This is a genomic window from Calidithermus timidus DSM 17022 (assembly GCF_000373205.1).
GTDB lineage: Bacteria > Deinococcota > Deinococci > Deinococcales > Thermaceae > Calidithermus > Calidithermus timidus.
The window spans coordinates 145,308-165,895 of sequence record NZ_KB890698.1 but is presented as its reverse complement, the minus strand read 5'-3'; the positions used below and the strand labels follow the sequence as shown (position 1 = coordinate 165,895).

Below are 20,588 nucleotides of genomic sequence, written 5' to 3'. Positions count from 1 at the left end.
AAATGGAAATTGCCATGTTCCCCGCCCGCACCGACCCTACCCTCGAGCCCCTGGCGTTTTTCGGCCTGAACCCCCACAGTACCGACGAAGGCATCCGGGAGCTCAAGAGTGGCCTGCCGGTGGAGGGGTGGGCAGCCCTGGTTCACGCCCTGGACACTACCGAAAAGGCGCTGGCCGAGGTCGTGCAGCTTCCCCTCACCACATTGGCCCGTCGCAAGAAGACCGGGCGCTTCACCCCTGAGGAAAGCGAACGCCTGTTGCGCATCGCCCGACTGGTGGCACAAGCCCAGCAGGTCTTCCGCACTGAGCAGGGTGTGGCCCGGTGGTTCAAAAAGCCCAACCGTGCCCTCGGGGGCAAAACCCCCCTCGAGTACGCCAGCACCCCCATCGGGGCGGAGGAAGTCGAGCGGGTGCTGGAGCGCCTCCTGGATGGAGGCCCCGCCTAATGGCGGTGATACAGGCCTGGCGGCTGGTGAGCGTTGCGCGGGCCGATACGGCTTTCGACGGCGAGGGCAGCTACCGCTATGGCAACCGCTGGAATCACCCAGGAACGCGGGTGGTCTACCTTGCTTCCACCACCAGCCTGGCCGCCCTCGAGGTGCTGGTACACGCCGAGAGCTACGACGAGCTGCCGGAGTACCGCGCTTTTCCGGTGGAGTTCGACGAAAGCCTGGTGGCGGAACTACCCGAGCTACCCCCCGACTGGCAGCAAAGCCCGGCTCCCCAAAGCACCAAGCGCCTGGGGAGCCGGTGGGCCCAGGAGGGCAAGAGCGCGCTCTTACGGGTGCCCAGTGCCGTGGTGACATGGGAACATAACTACGTGCTGAACGTACTCCACCCCGACTATGCCAAGGTACACATCGGGGAGCAGCGGGTATTTATACCAGATTCGGTTAGTTCGTCACCGAATGGTGACGAACTAACCCGACCGAAGGGAGTGCTCTAGGATTCAAAAAGATAGCCCCTGGGTTTTTGGTTTTGAAGAGTATCTTTTTGAATCCGGTATTACCTTTGACCCCAGGCTAAACAAGTAGGTTCAGAACCGCCTTTTCGCGAAAACTCCAGCACCCCTTGGTCAAAAACTGCCGCAGGTGCCGCAACGGTATATTTATGGCTAATGAACCAGGAGCTGCGCAAGAATCTCGTAATTGCTCTAAGGGATTTTGCCGATAAGCCCCTCGAGCAAGCCGCACGCACCCTCTGGCGCTCGCTGGGCTACCAGAGCAGCCGCACCGCGCCCCTCAACCTGGACGACCTACCCGAGCCCGAAAGGCTTTCCGAGCTAAAGGCCCATACCCGCCAGTTCTGCTTCTTGTTCCAGCTCACCACCGAGGAGATTCGCCTGGGTTTGGGTGCGGGGCGCTACGAGAACCAAATTGTGAAGTCCTACGTGTTTGTGGCCCTGGAACTCAAAGAGCTTGAGTACACCCGGGGCCAACTGGCCGAGTTCACCCGCAGGCTGAGCCGGGCCTTCCCCATGCCGGTGATGGTGCTTTTCAAGTACGGCGAGTACCTGACCATCGCTGCCGTAGAGCGGCGGGTTAACGAGCGGGACGAGCGCAAGGACGTGATCGAGCGGAACAAGGTCACGCTCATCAAGGACATCCGCTTTCAAAAGCCCCACCGCGCCCACCTGGACATCCTGGCCGACCTGGCCCTCTCCAGTCTGAGCGCCAGCAAAACCATTACGCACTTTGTGGAGCTAGACCGGGCCTGGCGCAAGCAACTGGACACCAAAGAACTCAACCAGCGCTTTTATCGGGAGCTGGCCAACTGGTTTTACTGGGCCTCTACGCACCCAGGCGTCCGGTTCCCGGACTTAGGGGCCGAAACCCAACCCGCCGAGAAAAAGCGCAAGCTTCAGATGCAGCTTATCCGGCTCATCACCCGCCTGATCTTCGTGTGGTTTTTGCGGGAGAAAGGGCTGGTTCCCGATGAGCTGTTCGAGCCGAGCAAGCTAAAGACCTTTCTCAAAGACTTCAAGCCAGAAGACCCCCAGGACAGCACCTACTACCAGGCCATCCTGCAAAACCTGTTCTTCGCCACCCTCAATACCGAGATGGGCGAGGGGCGGCGCTTCAAGGAGGACAAAGGCGGCTACAACCCCGGCTACATGGTGCACAGCCTCTACCGCTACCAATCGGCCTTCCGCGACCCTCAAGCCGCTTTGCAGGTGTTCTCGAGCGTCCCCTTTCTAAACGGCGGCCTCTTCGAGTGCCTCGATCGCGAGGCCGACAAGGCCCTGGGATTGCCCGAGCAGCGCATAGACGGCTTCTCGGATCGCCCCGAGCGCCGGGCCTATGTGCCCAACGAGCTTTTTTTTGCCCAGGAGCTAGAAGCCGACCTGAACAGCTTTTATGGAACCAAAGGTAAGCGCTACCGGGTGCGGGGCCTGATTGAACTCTTGAACAGCTACAAATTCACCGTCAGCGAGAACACCCCCATCGAGGAAGAAGTGGCCCTCGACCCCGAACTATTGGGCAAGGTGTTCGAGAACCTGCTGGCCGCCTACAACCCCGAGACCGAGGAGACCGCCCGCAAGGAAACCGGTTCGTTCTACACCCCCCGCGACGTGGTGGACTTCATGGTAGACGAGAGCCTGCGGGTCTATCTGCACGAAAAGCTGAGCGGCGGCCACGGGATCCAGACGAACCTCGAGGCCCGCCTGCGCCAACTGCTGGCCTTTCACAACGAAACCCCGCCCTTCTCGGAGGAAGAAAAACGGTGGATTATCGAGGCCATAGACGAGTGCAAAATCATAGACCCGGCCTGTGGCTCGGGGGCCTTTTTGCTGGGGGCGCTGCAAAAGCTGGTGCACATCCTCGAGCAGCTCGACCCCGGCGGCCAACTCTGGCGCGAGCGGCAAGAAGAGAACCTGCGGCGCGAGATCGAGGGCGACCCCGAGGTGCAAAGGCTCAAGCTCGACCTACAGACCATCCAGAAAATCAGCCTCGAGGAAGCCCGCACCAAGGCCGAACGCGAGGTGCTCGAGCGCCTCCAGGCCCGCCTCCAAGCCCTGCGCGACGCCTTCGACCCCCACCTCACCTACCCCGACTACGCCCGCAAGCTCTACCTGATTGAAAACTGCATCTACGGCGTGGACATCCAGCCCATCGCCGTCCAGATTGCCAAGCTACGTTGCTTTATTGCCCTGGTGGTAGACCAGAAGCACGACGACACCCGCCCCAACCGGGGTATTTTGCCCCTGCCCAACCTCGAGACCAAGTTTGTGGCCGCCAACTCGCTCGTTCCCCTAAACCAGCAGGCGGCCATGCTGCCCCTCGAGGTTGAGGCGAAAGAGGCCGAGCTCCAGAAAATTCGCCACCAGCACTTTCTGGCCCGCAGCTTCGCCAAAAAGAAAGCCCTGCGCCAGCGCGACGCGCAAATCCGGGCCGAAATTGCCCAAATCCTCGAGCACAGCGGCTTTGCCAGCGACGAAGCCCGCCGCATGGCCCAGTTCGACCCCTACAACCAAAACGACTTTGCCCGCTTCTTCGATGCGCACTGGATGTTTGGCCTCGAGCGCGGCTTCGACATCGTCATTGGCAACCCCCCCTACATCCGCCAGGAGAAAATTAAGGCCGACAAACCCCTCTATCAGCGGGTATACCCCGACGTATACGTCGGAACCGCCGACCTCTACGTCTACTTCTTTCGCCTGGGCCTGAAGCTTTTGCGCGAGGGCGGGGTGCTGTGTTACATCTGCTCCAACAAATACTTCCGCAGCGCCTACGGGGCCAAGCTACGCCACCACCTGGCCCGCCAGACCCGCATCCGGCTGCTGGTAGACTTCGGCGATGCCCCGGTCTTTACCGCCATCGCCTACCCCAGCATCCTCCTGACCCAAAACGCCCGGCAGGGCGGCCAGGTGATGCGGGTGCTGAACTGGAACCCCCAACACAACATCGAAAACTTCCGCGACACCTTCGAGCAAGCGCACTTCCCCATGCCCCAGTCCAGCCTGACCGACGACGGCTGGCGCATCGAAGGCCAGGAAACCCTGGCCCTACTGGACAAGCTGCGCAAAGCCGGCACGCCGCTGGGCGAGTACGTGGGGGGTAGGTTCTACTACGGTATAAAGACCGGCCTAAACGAAGCCTTTGTGGTAGACCGCGCCACCCGCGACCGCCTGATGGCCGAACACCCAAGCAGCGCCGAGGTGCTCAAGCCCTTCCTGCGCGGGCGGGACGTGAAGCGCTGGCAAGTGGACTTTAGCGAGCAATACCTGATCAAGATAGAATCCTCCGAGAATGTTCGGCACCCATGGTCGGGTAAACCCCAGGAGGAGGCCGAGAGGATTTTCGAGAAAACCTACCCTGCAATCCATGCTTTCATGCAAAAGTATCGCAACCAGCTCATCCAGCGATACGACCAAGGGCACTACTACTGGGAGCTCCGAGCTTGTGCCTACTGGAAAGAGTTCGAGCAGCCGAAGATTGTTTATCCTGACATCTCAATTAGCAACAACTTTGCTCTTGACACCGAAGGATACTACGTTGACTGTACACTATTTCTCATTCCAACGGCAGACAATTATCTTCTAGGGTTGTTGAACTCTACGCTGGTAACTTGGTTCTTTGGGTATATTTCGCCAAAAGTTCGTGGCGATTTTATGCGATATAAGTCAATATACGTAGAACAAATCCCCATCCCCAAACCCACCCCCGAAGCCGAGGCGCTGGTTACCCGGCTGGTGGACTACATTTTGCTAGCAGCGCGGGAGGGCGCTGGCGAGGTGGTGAGGGTTTTGGAGCAGGTGGTGGATGCGCTGGTGTACGAGCTGTACCTGCCGGAGGAGCTGCACCGGGCGGGGTGCTTTCCGCTGCGGGTGCTCTCGGAGGTGTGTTGGCCCCAGAACCCCACTCTGGACGAGCTGCGGGCGCTGGTGCGCAAGCTATCCGAACCCAACCACCCGCTGCGCAGCCTGGTCTTTTCCCTGGATAGCATCCCCGAGGTGCGCCTGATCCAGCAGTCCGCGGCCAAAAACCAGTCCGCCCGCCCGGTGTCAGAGGATTCGGATGCAGAGGAGTAGGGCATCGCTCAGAACTCGTAAAGCAGTTCGTGCGTACTCCCAAACGACCCTTCCCCGATAGCTTAGACTTAAGCGGTCTATGAGCTGGCTGCAACGCCTCCGCGAGGGGCTTACCAAAACCCGTGAAAACATCACCAAGGCCATCCCCTGGAGCGGCAACCCCGAGGAGGTGCTCGAGGAGCTCGAGTACGCCCTCATCGCCGCCGACGTGGGGGTGGAGGCCACGCAGGAGATCCTCGAGGAGGTGCGGGCTTCGGGCAAGCGCGACCTGCGCGAGGCGGTGAAGGAGGCGCTGGTGCTGCAACTCGAGCCCGACGCCCGCCGGGCCAAGCTGCGCAAGCTGGGCTTCAAGCCCGATGCCAAGAAGGCCACCGTCGAGCCTCAGGGTAAGGTGGTGCTGATGGTGGGGGTCAACGGCGTGGGCAAGACCACCACCATCGCCAAGCTGGGGCAGTACTACCGCTCGAAGGGCAAGAGCGTGATGTTCTGCGCGGGCGACACCTTCCGCGCGGCAGGCGGGGCCCAGCTCGGGCTGTGGGGCCAGCGGCTGGGCATCCCGGTGATCCAGGGCGAGGAGGGCTCCGACCCCGCGGCCCTGGCCTTCGACGCGGCCTCGGCCCGCAAGGCGCGCGGCGTGGACCTGTTGATGGTCGACACCGCCGGGCGGCTGCACACCAAGCACAACCTCATGGAGGAGCTCGCCAAGGTCAAGCGCTCCATCGCCAAGGCCGACCCCGGCGAGCCCGGCGAGGTGTGGCTGGTGCTCGATGCGGTGACGGGTCAGAACGGCCTCGAGCAGGCCAAGCGCTTCAACGAGACCGCCGGCCTCACCGGGGTCATCGTCACCAAGCTCGACGGCACCGCCAAGGGTGGGGTGCTGGTGCCCATCGTGCGCGAGCTGGGCGTGCCCATCAAGTTCATCGGGGTGGGCGAGAAGGCCGACGACCTGCAGCCTTTCGACGCGGGCGAGTTCGTCGAGGCACTGCTGGGGTGAGCAAGCTCTTCGACCTCTTCCAGCCCCTCGCGGCCCAAGCCGGGGAGGTAGCGGGCGTTCCCTACCTGCTCCAGCCCAGCTTCCCGCTGCTGCTCGCCAACACCGCCTTTGGCTTCGACCCGGGCGCACTGGACGGGCTCGAGGCCCGCTTCGCCCAGGCCGGTCTTCCGCTGGCCTTCACCCTGCCCGAGGACGATCCGGCACTGCCGGAGCTGGCGGCTTCAGGCCTCTCCCCTTCCGCCACCTTCGAGCTGTGCCAGGCCCAGCCCTCCAAGCGCTCCTTCTGGACCGAGCAGGTGCCCTGGAGCGAGGCCTGGAGCCTGTCGCGCGTCCTCACCGAGGCCTACGGCGCCCCCGAGTGGCGTTTTCCCTTTGCCCAGGCGCTGGGCAAGCTGCTGCGCAAGGAGGGCTCGAGCGCCTTCTTCGCCTACCTCTACGGCGAGGCGGTGGGGGCCGTCGTGACCTACCGGGGCGTAGGGCTGATGGCCGGGGTAGTGCCCACCCGGCAGGGCGCCGGGGCCGGTGTGGGCCTGCTGGGGCGCATCGCTCCCATGCCCTTCCTGCGCCTGGCCGGGAGCGCGGCGGAGTTTCCGGGCGAGGTGTTGCAGCGTTTCGTACGCTACGGACCCGCCTAGGCAAATGCCCCTACAGCACCCCCTACAATGGCTTTGATATGGACGCGAAGAACAAAAGCCCGCTGGACTGGGGCTCTCTCCTGCTGGCCCTGGCCTGGCTGGTGGCCATCGTGGCGATGCTGGGCAGCCTCTACTACTCCGAGGTGCGCAAGTTCGTGCCCTGCACGCTGTGCTGGTACCAGCGCATCGCCATGTACCCGCTGGTGTTCATCCTGGGTACCGCGCTGTGGCGCGGCGACCTGAAGGTGAAGTACTACGTGCTGCCGCTCTCCCTGGTGGGCGGTAGCATCAGCGTGATCCACCTGCTCGAGCAGCGCGGCCTGCTCGACACCTCGGCGGTGTGCAGCAGCACCGTGCCCTGCTCGGTCGAGTACATCCCCAGCTTTCCCATCCCGCTGCAAGCCCTCATCGCCTTCGCGCTCATCAGCGTGGCGATGCTCCTGATCCGACCCAAACAGGGCTGATGGCTAAAAAGCGTGCGGGCCGTGCTTCCCCGCCGTCGAGGATCGAGGTGCCTCGCGTTTGGCGTACGACGTACGACCCGCGCCATTCAAGCCCCATAGCCAGAGCCCCCAGCACATAGGCGGTGCCCTGGCCGGCCTCGCCCCCGATCAGATCTTCGGCGCCGATGCTGCCTCGAGTCGTTGTTCAGGACCAGGCTGGGCGTCCAGCCGGTGAGGCTCAGGTTTGAGATCCGCAGGCCGGTCACACCCAGGTCCACTCCCTCGCCCCACACAGCTCCCGTCCACACCCAGCGCAGGACAGCTGCCGGAGGTGACCGCTCCGGCGAACCAGGGGCTCCCCTGCACTCCCAGAACCCCCGCCACGTGCACCCGACCTTCCAGCACCGCCGTGCCGTCGAGGAGGTAGAGCTTCCCGGCCAAATCGTAAGCGTTGTCCAGCAGCAGGAGCCCGCTCGGGGTCAGCGCCGCGCCTATGCCCAGGATCCACTCCCGGGGCCACACGAAATGGCCCTGTTCGGACAAAAACCAGACGAGGAAGAGCAGGATCAGCCCCAGGGCCAGCAACAGGTGGCCCAGCACCGCCCCGGCCCCCAGCAGCCAGTGGCGGCCTTCCCGCAGCCCCCCGCCGGCCCAGGCGTTGAGGGCGGTCAGGCCAACCAGCCAGAGCAGCGTCGCCCAGAGGTAAGGCTGCCAGATCGGCAGCGCCCACAGGGGCAGGGCCAGGGCGGTCAGGACCAGAGCCCGCCGCCAGGTCAGGCGGCCCAGGGTCCAGGCCACCGCCACCGGGCCCAGCAGGCCGCCCGAAGGTATGCCGAGGAGTAGATAGCGCAGGGAGAGCATACCGATATCTCGCTCAGGGCCAGTTGGGGGGCTGGTGGGGCGGGAAGATGAGGGTGCCTTCGGGGAGGCCGTCTGGGTTTTGGTTGGTGGAGCGGTAGAGCAGGTCCATGTAGAAATCCACCAGCTCCTGCGGCTCGGTGACCTCCTCGACGCGCCAATCGCCCTTCTCGCAGCGCACGCTGCCGTCGGGCTGCTCCACCGCGCCGAAGTTGCGCCCCATCACCCGCCACAGCCGCTTCTCCCAGGGGTGCAGGAAAGGCCCTCTGCCCTGGGCGGCGGCGTAGTAGATCACCCAGTTGTCGGTGCGGTTGTTCAGGACGATCTCGGGGGAGTCCACCCCGATGGAGTGGTTGGTGAGAACATCCCTGGCCTCACCCATCCCCTTGTACACCCCGTTGGTCCACGACCAGAGCTCGGTAAAGCTGGGGGGCAGATCTAGCTGACCCACCTCCCGCCCCTGAACAGAGGCCGACTTCCAGAGGGAGATGTAGATGCCCTTGGGGTAGTAATGCCCCGAGTCCTGCTGGAAGCAGCTGATGAAGGGGCCGCTCACCGGAACCGTGTTGAGGCTGCTCCAGACCGCATCGTCCCTCGGGGTTTTGCCCGCCAGCCCAGGCCGCTCCTCCCAGGGAAAGCGATCGAGCTCCAGGAAGGTCACCGGCCCCACCGGGGCCTCGAACTTCCAGGGGAAGCCCCGCTCGAGGTCGATCTTGAACCCGTACTTCCAGAAGAACTTGCGCCCGCCGAAGCGCTTGTCCCAGGTTACGTCCTGGCCGTAGTGCAGGATGTAGCCCTGATCGAAGCCGAAGCTCTGCTTTTCGGAATACAGCTTCCTGCTCTCGGGAACGTCCGGGGTGCCGTACCACTGGTGGCGCTGCTTCCCGTCCGGCGACTCGATGTAGGTGGTCACCTCCAGGCCCCGGGCCGCTTGCTTGAAGTAGTAGAAGACCAGCTCGGGGTTATTAGCAGCATTGCCCCAGACGATGGGGCCGTCGGCGGGGGGATCCGCCGGCGGCGGGGGGGGCGGGGGCTCAACGCGGTTGCAGGCGGCGGCCAGCAGAGCGGGAACCAGGATCAGCAGTGCGATGCGCTTCATGAGACCCATTCTAGTGCGAGTTCGACTGCCCGGCGGGCGATTATGAGAGGATCAGTTGATCGTATCCTCCCGCCCCGAGGCAAGGCAGGGGGACAGCCCATCCCCGTCCCCGAGCACCACATCCCAGCCCCCGTCCCTGGTCCAGCCGCAGAGGTAGTCGAAGTGGTAACGCCCGGGCTTGATGAATTTATCAAGGCCGCTCCCGTCGTTCCTAAGCTCGTAGACCTGGCCGGTGGTGAGGTTGGTCCCGCGGGTGTACCCCTTGTCCGGGTAGCTGGAGCTGCGGCTGCTGAAGGTCACGACGGCCCGACCGCCGACATCGAAGCGGTCGGTGATGACGACCCGGCTCCAGGTGAGGGTAGGGCTGACCTCAAGCACCGTGGCTTCCTTTCCCTCGTGGCTGATCTGACGGCTGGACACGCTGCCGTCGAGGTGGGGATTCAGGGGTACGGCGATCGGGTTCTGGGGGGTGTCGGTCCAGACCCGGCTCAGTGGGACGCTCACCTGGCACCCGCGGGGTTCACCCGGATCGCCGCGGTTGTATTCCAGACACACTGAATCACTCCACGCGCGCTCGACGGGGTAGGAGGGAGAGGACTGCGGCCAGGTGCGTCCATTGGGGATGAGTAAACGGTCCAGCAACCACTCCGCCTGGCCCCCCTGGGCGTCACGTCCCAGCGAGGCCACGGAGAAACCGCCTCCGTCGTGGTAGCGGGTTACGCCCTCGATGGCGTAGTTCACCGCAACGGGGTTGGTCATGCCAAGGGCGTAACCCCTGATTCCGTTGCCGGGTCCGTCGCAGAGCATCCCGGTGTTGATGTAGTACAGCTTCCCGGGTTGCATCAGGGAGGGGTCGACGGCGAATCGGCCCGAGAAGCCCTGAAAAGCAAAACAACCCCCACCCCCGCTGTACTCGAAGGTGATGGGAGGAGAGTCGAGGGGGATGGCCTCGGTGTAGGTCTGGGTCACCGAGGTGTTGGGCCACCAGAACAGGCTCACCAGCCCGAAGGTGCTCGCCCAAAGCGTCCCCCACAGAAGGTTGCCGTAGTCTATCCCATGCTTGTAGAGCACCTGCACGCCCCCGCGGTATAGAGCCCCGTCCGTCACATCTACCCTTTGGTCGATGCGCAGGTAGGCCACCTTCTCATTGGTGTACCCTACCCAAACCTTCTGCACCTGGCGGGGGTCGAGCCGCACGGATTGCACAGCGGTGTTGACCGGTCTCCTATTTCGGTCCAGCGGCCTCATCTCCACCCCCACCTGGGGGCGGCGGGTCAGCGCGTAGACGGTGTAGTCGGTGGGGCTGCCGTCGGACTTGGGGGCGAACTCGTAGTCGAAGGTTCCCCAGCCCCTATCGTGGACGGCCCGGGTCGGGAGTTGTTCTTGTTGTTGGGCCAGGCCCGAGGCCAGGGTCAAGGCGAGCGAGAACAGTAGCGCTTTGTGCATATCACCTCCACAGGCAATCCCTGATTTCGGCTTCGGGAGGGATCGAGCCTGAGATCTCATCGCTGGGCTGTATGCAGACTATAGGCTCTGCCGAAGGAACGTCGGCGCCCTGGTACTCCAGGGTGAGGCGCAGCTTATAAGGGTAGGGCTTGAAGCTGTAGCGCACCACCCCTCCGTCGGCCTCGCCCTCGCTGGGCACATCCACGCTGTAGCCGGCAGCGCGGTCGGGGACCCACTTGCCCAGGCCGGAGGGGTCGGACAGCTCGAGCCAGGTGAGGGTGTAGCGTCCCGGCTCCACCTCGAGCACCTGCGTCCCTTCAGGCAAGGAGGGGTTGTAGCGGGCAAAGGTGCCCTCCGCCTGGAGGGTGACCGGTTGCGGTAGGTTGCGCGGCGGATTGCCCGTCGGCTGGCTGGTCACCTGCACCCGCAAACGGCCCCGCAGCCGGGTATAGGCCACGGTGGTGACCGGCCGGTTGGCCCCGCCCACCTCCACCTCCAGGCTGCGGCCCTCGGGGGGAGCGGTCAGGCGGTAGCGCACGAAGGGCAGGGCAGGGTGCACCACGCCGTTCGCCGAGAGGCGGTAGACCCCCTGTTGCAGGCCGGAGAGGACGGCGGCGGCGGTCAGGGTGCGGTTGAAGCCGCCGGGGCCGTCGATGGGCACCGAGGCCTCCACCCCCGGGTCCAGGCCGATCACCTTCACCTGCCAGTCCCCGGCGGCCAGGGGCGGGGGCCCGGCGGCGCTGCAGTCCAGGCGGCGCAGGCCCAGCCCGGCATCGGCCTGGAAGAGCAGGTCACTCTCCAGGGAGCGGCGAGCCTCCTTGGTGTTCTGGCCGCTGCGAAGCTCAAAGGAGAGGGACAAGCCGGCCAGGTCGTAGCGCTGTCCCCCCGACTGCTCGAAGAGGAGCGGGGTCTCGCGGTAGAGGGTCTGGCCGTCCGGGGCCCGGTAGACGTAGCGCAGGTTCGGGGCGGCCGCGCTCATCAGCGCCTCGGGAGCGCCGTCCTCCTGCTGGAAGAAGAGCTGCCCGGCTCCCAGGCTGCCGCTCCCGGCAAAGGTGTTGAGGGCCGCCCCGCTACCCAGCCGGGCCAGGGTAGCCCCCACCCCCCGCAGGCCCCGTCCGCCCGGCACGGCGCAGGCCGTACCCTCCAGACTGTACAGGCCGGTGGCGGCGTCCAGGGCGGTCACCCGGGAGAGGGTGTAGACGTAGCCGTTGCCCCCCGTGTCCACCACCACCACCCGACGCAGGGCCCGGGGGTCGTAGGAGGGGTTGAGAAAGCGCACGCTGAGACCGGTGGCGCTCACTCCCAGCACCTGGAAGCGGCTCTCGGGCAGGCCCTGGAGGAACTCGAAGCCCGCCGGAGCCCCCCGCAACGGCAACAGGAAGGGGCGCTCGGCCAGCACCTGCTGCACGGTACTGTTGGCCCGGCGCAGCTCGGCCTGCAAGTCGGCGCCCTGCAGCACCGCTTGCTGCTGATCGGAGGAGACCGTCATCAGCCGCACCGCTCCGGCCACCAACAGGCTGGCCACAGCGATTGCCAACAGCAGCTCTACCAGGGTCACGCCTGCCCTTCTCATAACTCGCGTTCCACCTCCAAAGAGGCTTTCTTGAGCCAGGTGGGTGGTTCGTAACAGAACTCCCCCCCCTCAAGCGTCTCAACTCTTTGCAGGGGGCCTATTGAAAGGGTCTTCGAATCGCCCTCCTTTTGGAAAACCACTTCGGCGCAAGGATTGCCCTCGTAAGTGTAAAAGACGGGGTTTGGCCGGTAGCCCTCTTCCAAAAGGGCCAGTACGGTAGCTTTAAGGTCGTAAGTCTTGGCTTCCTTTTCATTGACCTCCGCGAGGAAGGAATGTAGGCGTTCCCCAAGCCGTTCTGCCAAGGCCTCGATCCGCTCCGGGCTGTGGGGCGGGAATTCGGCCACCCAGTCGGGCATGACCCGGTACTCCCCGTTATCGACGGTGCCGCCGTAGTAAATTGCTTCCTTGTCGGCCCACCAACGATCCCAGTAGGTATCGCTGCCCCAGGTTTGCACGATGCTCACCACATCCGGGGAAATTTCCATCGCGCTCCGATAGCCCATGTGGTCCACTTTCTCGACGACGACCCCGGGATATTGGTCGTAGGGATAGAACCGGACGTAGAGCTCTCCTTCTCGCTGGAGGAGGTTGTGGTAGGTCTGCCGCACGTCCACCTGGAGCGCATCCAGATCCGGTTCGGGCCTCTCGTCCTTCAAGTCCCCTGGTGCATATATCCTGGGCTGAGTGATACCAGATTCGGTTAGTTCGTCACCGAATGGTGACGAACTAACCCGACCGAAGGGAGTGCTCTAGGATTCAAAAAGATAGCCCCTGGGTTTTTGGTTTTGAAGAGTATCTTTTTGAATCCGGTATGAATAGGTGCAAGTTTTGAGTTAACCCGGTCTTCTACACCGACAACCACGAAGTCACCCGAGGGGGCCGGGGTAGGGATCGTGTCGAACGTGGTGGTGCGGCCCAACGTGAAGGCGGGCAACCTGCGGGCCTTGCGCATCAAGGGCATGGCGCTGCGGGCGATGCCGGCTTCCTAGACCTCGAGCCCCTCTTCCAAAAAAGCCAGCGCCCCCTTGGCCTGGAGATGAGCGAGTTCGTCAGGCAATAATCCCCGGGCCTCGAGCCGCCCCCAGGCCAGGCCGGTCAGAAAGCGCTGACGCTCGAGGGGATCGGGGGGCAGGTGAGGCGAAACCACCAGCAGGTCCACATCGCTTTCCAGGTTGAAATCCCCCCGCGCCACCGAGCCATACACCCAGATCCGGGCCTCACCCAGCCGCTCGCGCACTTGCCGGGCAAAGCGGCGGGCCTGCTCGAGTAGGGCATCGCGTTCGACTTCTCGCCAGGCCAGGGCAGTTTCAAGCACAGCCTCGCACCTCCTCTACCCATTCCAGCACGCTTTGGGCTGCTTCCAGGGCGGCCTCGGCCCGCTTGCGCGAGTAAAACTGAAATGGGCTCCCCGACGGAAAAGCATCCGGGTAGCGGGCCGGGATGTAGTGCGGGTCGAGTTCCCGCGCGGCCTCCCAGAGGGCCTCGGGCGCTTCCACTCCTGCCCCGGCCAATGCCTCTAGCAGCCGCAGCAGGGCATGGCCGTAAGCAGGTTGCCCCAACCCCCGCAATAAGCCCTTGAGGGCGTACTCGCCTGCTTGCTGGGCCTTGAAGCTGGCCCAGTCGAAGTCGCCCGCTTGGGCGTCGCGCCGGGCCGAGGCCAGGGGGTGCTTGGCCTGGCCCCACCAGCGGGCGTACTCCTCCTGGTCGAATAGCTTCACTCTCTGATTCTAGCGCACCCATCGTGGTTGGTTGCGTCGGACTCCAGACTCTTATCACAACTTTTGACACCCCACACGGTTGAAGCCGTGGGATTCTTGGGAGTACTCCCGTAACCGGGGGTTCTGCCTTGCGGCACCAAGCGTCGAAAACTGAGATCTATGGGCTTTTCCCTGCGCACCCCAAGGCCCCGGCACCGGAGGGCGGACATGGCGGCACATCCTCTTCCACTGGCGGCCTAGGGCGAAGGCCTCAGCATGAAAGGGTATTATGCGTGCCCAACCAAGGATCGTGCACTGGGGCGGGACGCAGCTCCACATGCCTCCCCTTGATGAGCGGGCGACCATAGGCGCGTTGCTCCAGTGTACGGAGCGCTTTCAACACCCCCCGCTCGAGCCCTTGCGCGGGCTCGAGCGCCCGGCGTAGACTCGGCTCATTCCGCGTTTTGCCCTTTACGTCGAGATAACTTCTTCACCAGGATGGAGGTCGCCTATGTGTGCACCGCACGTGATGGGGTTGGTGGAGCAGGCGCTCTCGCGCAGGGAGCTGTTCAGGATGGCTTTGGGAGCCGCGGCGGTGGCGACCGCCGTGGGCAAGGCCCACGCACAGGTGCAGGGTAAGGCCTTCAGCAACGTGGCCGACCTGACCCACGTGGTCTCGTCCGACTTCCCCGTTTTCCCCGGCGCGGCGCAGATGAAGATGGATCTGCTGGTCACCGTGAAGAACAACGGCTTCTACAAGAACACCCTCACCCTCGACGAGCACACCGGCACCCACATGGACGCCCCGGCCCACTTCGTGGACGGAGCCCCCACCGCCGAGACGCTGCCCGCCAGCCGCCTGATCGCGCCGCTGGTGGTGCTCAACATCAAGGCCAAAGCCGACGCCAACCCCGACGCCGAGGTGACCCCCGACGACATCCTGGCCTGGGAGCGGGCCAACGGACGCATCCCGGCGGGGGCCTTCGTGGCGATGTACTCGGGCTGGGACGCGAAGGTGGGCGACCCCAAGGCCTTCGTCAATCTCGACAGCGCCAACGTACAGCACTACCCCGGCTTCAACCCGGCGGCGGCCGAGCTGCTGGTGAAGGAGCGGGACATCGTGGGCATCGGGGTGGACACGCTCTCGCTCGACTTCGGCGCCTCCAAGGACTTCAAGACCCACGTCACGGTGCTGGGGGCGGGAAAGTACGGCCTGGAGAACCTCGCCGGCCTCGCCAACGTGCCGCCCAGCGGGGCGATGGTGGTGGTGGGCGGCCCCAAGCACAAAAACGCCTCGGGCGGGCCGGCGCGGGTGCTCGCGCTGTGGTAGCCGGATTTCAGGCCTTGGCTAAGGCGCTTTGGGCCCGGTCGGCCATGGCGAAGAGCTTTTCCTTGGTGAGGGGGATCTTGCCCTCCAGCACCAGCCCCTTCCCCTCCTCCCAGTGGGCGTGGTAGTGGATGTGCCCGCCGGGCACGCGGAACTGGATGTGCTTGAGCTCGGCGTGGCGCGGCGAGACCGAGGCGAAGAAGAAGGGCTCACCCCGCGCGTCGGAGAGGGAGGCAGCCATGATGGTGGTGGGCACCTCGTAGGGGCGCTCCATGCGGTAGATGAAGTCGGGGAAGTCGGACTCCTTGGTGAAGAGCACGCCTTTCTGGGCGGCGTATTCCCGCATCCAGTCGAGGACCTGGACCCAGGATTTGTACAGCATCTCGTCGTGGTGAGGGTCGTGAAGGGCGCTCATGGTGAGCAGTTTACCAAGCGGGAAAGGGGAGGGGGAAAGGGCTATTCCCGGGACCCGGCTCACTACGTCGCCAACGTGGCTGCGCTAAAGTAGCCTGGATGCAGCTCGCCGACCTGCCGCCCCTGCCCGAGGAACCAGGGGTCTACCTCTGGAAGCAAAGGGAAAGCATCATCTACGTAGGCAAGGCCAAAAACCTCAAGGCCCGCGTGACGAGCTATTTCCACGCCGAGGGCAAGTCGCTGCGGATCAGCCGGGAGGCCAGTCACCTCGAGTTCATCGTCGTGCGCGACGAGGTGGAGGCGCTGCTGCTGGAGGCCAACCTCATCAAGCAGCACCGCCCCAAGTACAACGTCCTGATGAAGGACGACAAGCACTATCCCTTCCTCAAGCTCACCAACGAGCCCTTCCCCATGCTCATGATCGTGCGCCGCATCCTGCCCGACGGCGCCCGCTACTGGGGCCCCTTCCCCGACGGCGGCGCGGTGCGCCGCATCAAGCGGCTCGTGGACCGCTTCTTCCCCCTGCGCAAGAACAGCGGCTTCCCCATGAAGAAGCGCCGCTACCCCTGCCTCAACTTCTCGATGGGCCGCTGCTTAGCCCCCTGCGTGGACCGGGCCGACCCCGAAGCCTACGCCGCCGCGGTCAAACAGGTCGAGAAGCTGCTCGACGGCAAGGTGGGCGAGCTCTTCGAGGGCCTCGAGGCCCAGATGCGCCAGGCCGCCATGAGCCAGGACTTCGAGCGCGCCGCCGAGATCCGCGACCAGATCAGGGCGGTGCAGGCCTTCTTCGGCACCCCCCAGCAGGCTTATGACGTGGAATTGGGCGACCTCGACTTCCTGGGCTTCGCCCGCGCCGCCGACTACGTGGTGATCCAGCTCTACCAGGTGCGCGGCGGGCAGATACTGGGCCGCACCAGCCGCTTCGCGGAGGGGGTCAAGGAGGACAGCAACGAGGAGCTGCTCAGGGCCTTCCTGCGCGACTACTACCTCGAGGCCACCCCCCTCCCGCCCCTGGTGCTGCTGCCCTTCGCCATCGACGACCAGGATGCGCTTTCGGCCTTCCTAAGCTCCAAAGGGCGCAGGGTCGAAGTGCGCGTGCCCCAGCGCGGCGATAAGACCCGCCTCGTCGAGCTCGCCCAGCGCAACGCCCAGAGCGCGCTCGAGTCCGAGCTCAAGCTCATGGAGCGCAAGGGCGACCACCCCGGCCTCAAGGCCCTGGCCGAGGTGTTGGGCCTCTCGCGCCGTCCCTACCGCATCGAGGGCTACGACATCTCCAACCTGATGGGCGAGGCGGTGGTGGGCTCGATCACCGTCTTCGAGGGGGGGAGGCCCAAGAAGCCGGAATACCGCCGCATGAAGATCAAGGGCCTCAAGGGCGCCGCCGACGACTTCTACTCCATGGAGCAGACCGTCTACCGCCGCTTCACCGGCTCGCTGGCCGAGAGCATGCCCCTGCCCGACCTGCTGCTCATCGACGGCGGCTTAGGCCAAGTGCGGGCGGCGAAGAAGGCGCTGGAGAGGGCCGGGCTCGACATCCCCCTGGTGGGCCTGGCCAAGCGCGAGGAAACCCTGGTGCTCCCCGACGGCAAGACCATCGAGCTCCCCCTCACCCACCCCGCGCTGCAACTCCTGATCTACCAGCGCGACGAGACCCACAACAACGGCCTGCAGTTCAATCGCAAGTTGCGCACTGAAAAAGCCCTCAAGAGCGTCTTCGACGGCATCAAAGGCATCGGCCCCAGCCGCAAGATGGCCCTCTTGAACCACTTCTCCACCCTCGAGGAACTGCGCGCGATGAGCCCCGAGGAGTTGGCCAAGCTGCCGGGCATGGACAGGCGCAGCGCCAGAGCGGTGCTCGAGGCCCTTTCTACGCTTGAGTAGGAGTTATCCACAGAGGATGTGGATAACTCTGTGGATAACTCGAATCGCCCTGGTATCAGTAGCCCTTCTCCCGCACCACCACGTTGAGCAGAGGCTCTCCCCGCAGGTAGCGCTCGACCTGCTGGCGCACCAGGCGGAACCCCCGCTCGAAGAGCTTGTGGGTCGAACCGGCCATGTGTGGCGTGAAGAATACCTCGGGCAGTGACCACAGCGGGTGCCCCTCGGGCAGTGGCTCGGGGTCGGTCACGTCGGAAACGAAGCGGATGCGCTTGGCCTTGATCGCCTCGATAAGAGCGTCCTGATCGACGGTCTTGCCCCGCCCGGCGTTGACGAAGAGGGCCCCTGGCTTCATCTGGGCGAAGAACCCGGCCCCGCAGAGTTTCTCGGTCTGAGGGGTGAGGGGTAGCAGGTTGATCACGACGTCGGCCTGAGGAAGCCAATCGGGGAGCTCGGAGAAGCCGTAGACGTTCTCCCGCGCGCTGCGGGCTACCCGGATGAACTGTACCCCGAAGGGCTCGAGGCGCTTCTCGGTGGCCCGGGCGATGGAGCCGTATCCCAAAAACAGCACCGTGGAGCCCTCGAGGTCTCCCACCCACCGGTAGGCCCAACGCTGCTCGCGCTGCGCGTCACGGAACTCGGGGAAGCGCTTGATGGCAGCCAGGATGGCCCCCACCACCCATTCCGAAACCGGGACGTCATGTACCCCGGCAGCATCGCAGAGGATGAGGTGGGGGGGCAGCTTGGGCAAGATCCAATCCACCCCGGCGGTGAGGGTCTGCACGACCTTCAGGGCCTCGAGCTTGGGGAGTTCGTCGAAGAAGCGCCGGGCTGAACCATAGGGGGCCACGGCAAACTCGGCCTGGGCGGCTTCAGCGGGTAAGGGACCCTGCTTGGGCAGATAGACGATCTGAGCGGGGATGCCCTCGAGGTAGCGAGGTTCAACCCCTTCTTGCACGAGCAGGAACATGGGCTAAATATACGTCGAACGCAAGACGCTTTGGCCTCGACCACTCGCCCCCTCACCCCAGGCTCTGCCACTCCTCCCGCGTGATCTCCATGTGCACGTCCTCCAGCCGCCGCTCCTCTGGCTTGGGACGCACCGGGCCGAGCGAAAGGGCCACCCGTGGACTGGGGGTGGGAAGCACCGCGACCACCCGGAAGCCCGCTTTTTGAAAGGCCTTTTGGGCCCGCAGGTTGTGCTTGAAGGTCTTGAGCTTGACCCGCTGCAGGTTCATGCGCTCGAAGGCGTAGCGCAACACCGCCCGTACCGCCTCGGTGCCGTAGCCCTGGCCCCAACGGTCCTTAGCCCCGATCAGGATGCCCAAGGTAGCTTCGCTGCGGCTGAGGTCGTAGAGTTCAACCGTGCCCAACCACTCCCCCCACTCGTCGAGGATGCCGAAGCCCAGCCGGTCGCCCCGGGCCACCTCGCCCATCACCACCCGCTTGAACAGCCATATGGGCATGCGCAGGGGACGGCTGCCGTTCCACTCGGCGATCTCGGGGTCGCGGAAGCACTCGTAAAAGCGCCGCCACTCCTCCTCGGTGAGGCCCTCGCCGAAGGGTTTGAGGGTCACCCGCCCGGAGCGGGGCCAGGTATCGGAGATCAGCACAGCTTCAGGATACGTCAAGTTTTAGGGGTCGGAGGTGAACCCCCGACCCCACTTCCGGCTAAGCGCCTCAGCGGCCCTATGGGTACAAGCCCAGCATCGCGCGCGACTCGAGCACGCGGGTCGCGGCGACGATGTAGGTCGCCGTGCGCAGGCTCACCTTGCGCTCCTCGTGCACCTGCCACACCGCCTCGAGGGCGTTGCGCATGATCTGCTCGAGGCGCTGGTTGATCTCAGCCTCGGTCCAGAAGTAGCTGTTGAAGTCCTGCACCCACTCGAAGTAGCTCACCGTCACGCCGCCCGCGTTGGCGACCACGTCGGGCACCACCAGGATGCCACGCTCGGCCAGGATGTCGTCGGCAGCCGGGGTGGTGGGGCCGTTGGCCCCTTCGACCACCACCTTGCACTGCACCTTCCAGGCGTTGGCCTCGGTGATCTGCTTCTCCAGCGCCGCCGGGATCAAAAACTCGCAGGGCACGGTGAGCACGTCCATTGCTGGGATGGGCTCGGCCTTGGGATAGCCGCGCACCCCCCCCGTAGACTGCACATGCTGGGTCAGGTCGTAAGGATCGATCCCGGCTTCGTTATAGACCGCTCCCGTCACATCCGAGACCGCCACGATGCGGGCCTTGTGGTCGTGGAAGATGCGCGCGGCGGCGTTGCCCACGTTGCCGAAGCCCTGGATGGCCACGCGGGCCCCCTCGAGGTTCATCCCCAGCTTCTCCGCCGCCACCGCCGCCGCCACGAACACCCCGCGCCCGGTGGCGTCGCGGCGGCCCAGCGAACCCCCTACCTGGATGGGCTTACCGGTCACCACGCCGGGGGTGGTATGGCCGATATTCATGGAGTAGGTGTCCATCATCCAGGCCATCTCACGCTCGGCGGTGCCCACGTCAGGGGCGGGGATGTCCTTGTTGGGGCCGATCAGGATGCCGATCTCGGAGGTGTAGCGCCGGGTCAGGCGCTCGATCTCGCCCGTCGAGAGCTTGCGGGGGTCTACCCGAATGCCCCCCTTGCCGCCGCCGTAGGGCACCCCCACCGCCGCGTTCTTGATGGTCATCCAGGCCGCCAGGGCCATGACCTCGGAGAGGGTCACGTCAGGGTGGTAGCGCACCCCGCCCTTGGCCGGGCCCCGGAAGGTGTTGTGGTGCACCCGGTAGCCCTCGAAGTGGGCCACCGACCCATCGTCCATGCGTATGGGGATATCCACGATCAGGATACGCTTGGGTCGCTTGAGGTCTTCGACCCAGTAGGCCAGCTTGCCCAAGTAAGGCGTCACGCGCTCGACTTGCTCGAGGTAGATCTCCCAGGGGCCGTTGTTCTCACTTGAGAGGTACGAAAGCGGTTCACTTCGCATAGCTGCTCCGTTGGCTCTTATTGCCCTGTATAGAATACAGCCTGCTTATACCAGATTCGGTCAGTTCGTTCCCGAATGGGAACGCCGCCCCGCCAAGGCGGGGCGGTCGACCGAAGGGAGTGCTCTAGGATTCAAAAGATAGCCTCTGAAGGTCTTTGGTTTGGGTGATTATCTTTTTGAATCCGGTATTATGCATTGCGGGATACGTCGTACGTCCTACGTCGA

Annotated in this window: 19 protein-coding genes; 8 read left to right on the top strand and 11 right to left on the bottom strand. The window is 64.6% G+C overall.

Annotation, left to right across the window (positions count from 1 at the left end; translation table 11 throughout):
- Positions 1-2 precede the first annotated feature (2 nt).
- From parS to B047_RS0111205, 6 genes are all read left to right on the top strand, one after another.
- Entirely contained in the window at positions 3-446 is a 444-nt protein-coding gene (gene parS, locus B047_RS16750; protein ID WP_018467065.1) for a type II RES/Xre toxin-antitoxin system antitoxin, read from the top strand.
- Entirely contained in the window at positions 446-946 is a 501-nt protein-coding gene (locus tag B047_RS16745) for an RES family NAD+ phosphorylase (protein ID WP_018467064.1), read from the top strand. Before parS ends, B047_RS16745 begins: the two co-directional genes overlap by 1 nt.
- 171 nt (positions 947-1,117) lie before the next feature.
- The gene (locus tag B047_RS16740) at positions 1,118-5,032 is read left to right on the top strand and encodes an Eco57I restriction-modification methylase domain-containing protein (protein ID WP_018467063.1); all 3,915 of its coding nucleotides are present in this window, start codon (positions 1,118-1,120) and stop codon (positions 5,030-5,032) included.
- Positions 5,033-5,111: 79 nt separating this feature from the next.
- Positions 5,112-6,026, top strand: coding sequence for a signal recognition particle-docking protein FtsY (gene ftsY, locus B047_RS0111215; protein WP_018467062.1), 915 nt, complete (start codon positions 5,112-5,114; stop codon positions 6,024-6,026).
- Positions 6,023-6,661, top strand: coding sequence for a hypothetical protein (locus B047_RS0111210; RefSeq protein ID WP_018467061.1), 639 nt, complete (start codon positions 6,023-6,025; stop codon positions 6,659-6,661). The genes ftsY and B047_RS0111210 overlap by 4 nt, the downstream gene beginning before the upstream one ends.
- A gap of 38 nt (positions 6,662-6,699) precedes the next feature.
- Positions 6,700-7,125 (top strand): disulfide bond formation protein B, encoded by a 426-nt coding sequence (locus tag B047_RS0111205; RefSeq protein ID WP_018467060.1) that lies wholly within the window; start codon positions 6,700-6,702, stop codon positions 7,123-7,125.
- Between the two features lie 147 nt (positions 7,126-7,272).
- Here the strand turns inward: B047_RS0111205 and B047_RS0111200 are convergent, their stop codons facing one another.
- The 7 genes from B047_RS0111200 to B047_RS0111165 all read right to left on the bottom strand — a co-directional run bounded on the left by B047_RS0111200 (position 7,273) and on the right by B047_RS0111165 (position 13,798).
- Entirely contained in the window at positions 7,273-7,965 is a 693-nt protein-coding gene (locus B047_RS0111200) for a DUF4900 domain-containing protein (RefSeq protein ID WP_018467059.1), read from the bottom strand.
- Positions 7,966-7,978: 13 nt separating this feature from the next.
- Positions 7,979-9,061, bottom strand: a complete 1,083-nt coding sequence (locus tag B047_RS0111195) for a hypothetical protein (protein ID WP_018467058.1) — start codon at positions 9,059-9,061, stop codon at positions 7,979-7,981.
- Positions 9,062-9,112: 51 nt separating this feature from the next.
- A complete protein-coding gene (locus tag B047_RS0111190; RefSeq protein ID WP_018467057.1) occupies positions 9,113-10,507 on the bottom strand; it encodes a hypothetical protein in 1,395 nt (464 codons plus the stop codon).
- 1 nt (position 10,508) lies between these two features.
- Complete coding sequence (locus B047_RS0111185; protein WP_018467056.1) at positions 10,509-12,065, bottom strand: PulJ/GspJ family protein; 1,557 nt, start codon at positions 12,063-12,065, stop codon at positions 10,509-10,511.
- 11 nt (positions 12,066-12,076) lie between these two features.
- Complete coding sequence (locus B047_RS0111180; protein WP_018467055.1) at positions 12,077-12,736, bottom strand: hypothetical protein; 660 nt, start codon at positions 12,734-12,736, stop codon at positions 12,077-12,079.
- A gap of 329 nt (positions 12,737-13,065) precedes the next feature.
- Positions 13,066-13,395: a nucleotidyltransferase domain-containing protein gene (locus B047_RS0111170; RefSeq protein ID WP_018467054.1), complete on the bottom strand. Its 330-nt coding sequence runs from the start codon at positions 13,393-13,395 to the stop codon at positions 13,066-13,068.
- A complete protein-coding gene (locus tag B047_RS0111165; protein WP_018467053.1) occupies positions 13,388-13,798 on the bottom strand; it encodes a HEPN domain-containing protein in 411 nt (136 codons plus the stop codon). The genes B047_RS0111170 and B047_RS0111165 overlap by 8 nt, the downstream gene beginning before the upstream one ends.
- Positions 13,799-14,288: 490 nt before the next feature.
- Between B047_RS0111165 and B047_RS0111160 the strand changes: the two genes are divergently transcribed.
- Positions 14,289-15,107 carry a cyclase family protein gene (locus tag B047_RS0111160; RefSeq protein WP_026234822.1) on the top strand — a complete coding sequence of 273 codons (819 nt, stop codon included), beginning with the start codon at positions 14,289-14,291 and terminating at the stop codon, positions 15,105-15,107.
- A 7-nt stretch (positions 15,108-15,114) separates the two neighbouring features.
- Here the strand turns inward: B047_RS0111160 and B047_RS0111155 are convergent, their stop codons facing one another.
- Entirely contained in the window at positions 15,115-15,519 is a 405-nt protein-coding gene (locus B047_RS0111155) for an NADH-quinone oxidoreductase subunit 15 (RefSeq protein ID WP_018467051.1), read from the bottom strand.
- Between the two features lie 98 nt (positions 15,520-15,617).
- Here B047_RS0111155 and uvrC point away from each other — a divergent pair, with 98 nt between their 5' ends.
- Positions 15,618-17,399, top strand: a complete 1,782-nt coding sequence (gene uvrC, locus B047_RS0111150; RefSeq protein ID WP_018467050.1) for an excinuclease ABC subunit UvrC — start codon at positions 15,618-15,620, stop codon at positions 17,397-17,399.
- 55 nt (positions 17,400-17,454) lie between these two features.
- On the opposite strand, the gene B047_RS0111145 is transcribed toward uvrC, so the two are convergent.
- The 3 genes from B047_RS0111145 to B047_RS0111135 all read right to left on the bottom strand — a co-directional run bounded on the left by B047_RS0111145 (position 17,455) and on the right by B047_RS0111135 (position 20,363).
- Positions 17,455-18,366 (bottom strand): 2-hydroxyacid dehydrogenase, encoded by a 912-nt coding sequence (locus B047_RS0111145; RefSeq protein WP_018467049.1) that lies wholly within the window; start codon positions 18,364-18,366, stop codon positions 17,455-17,457.
- A gap of 52 nt (positions 18,367-18,418) precedes the next feature.
- Complete coding sequence (locus B047_RS0111140) at positions 18,419-19,009, bottom strand: GNAT family N-acetyltransferase (RefSeq protein ID WP_018467048.1); 591 nt, start codon at positions 19,007-19,009, stop codon at positions 18,419-18,421.
- A gap of 76 nt (positions 19,010-19,085) precedes the next feature.
- A complete protein-coding gene (locus B047_RS0111135) occupies positions 19,086-20,363 on the bottom strand; it encodes a Glu/Leu/Phe/Val family dehydrogenase (protein WP_018467047.1) in 1,278 nt (425 codons plus the stop codon).
- Positions 20,364-20,588 lie beyond the last annotated feature (225 nt).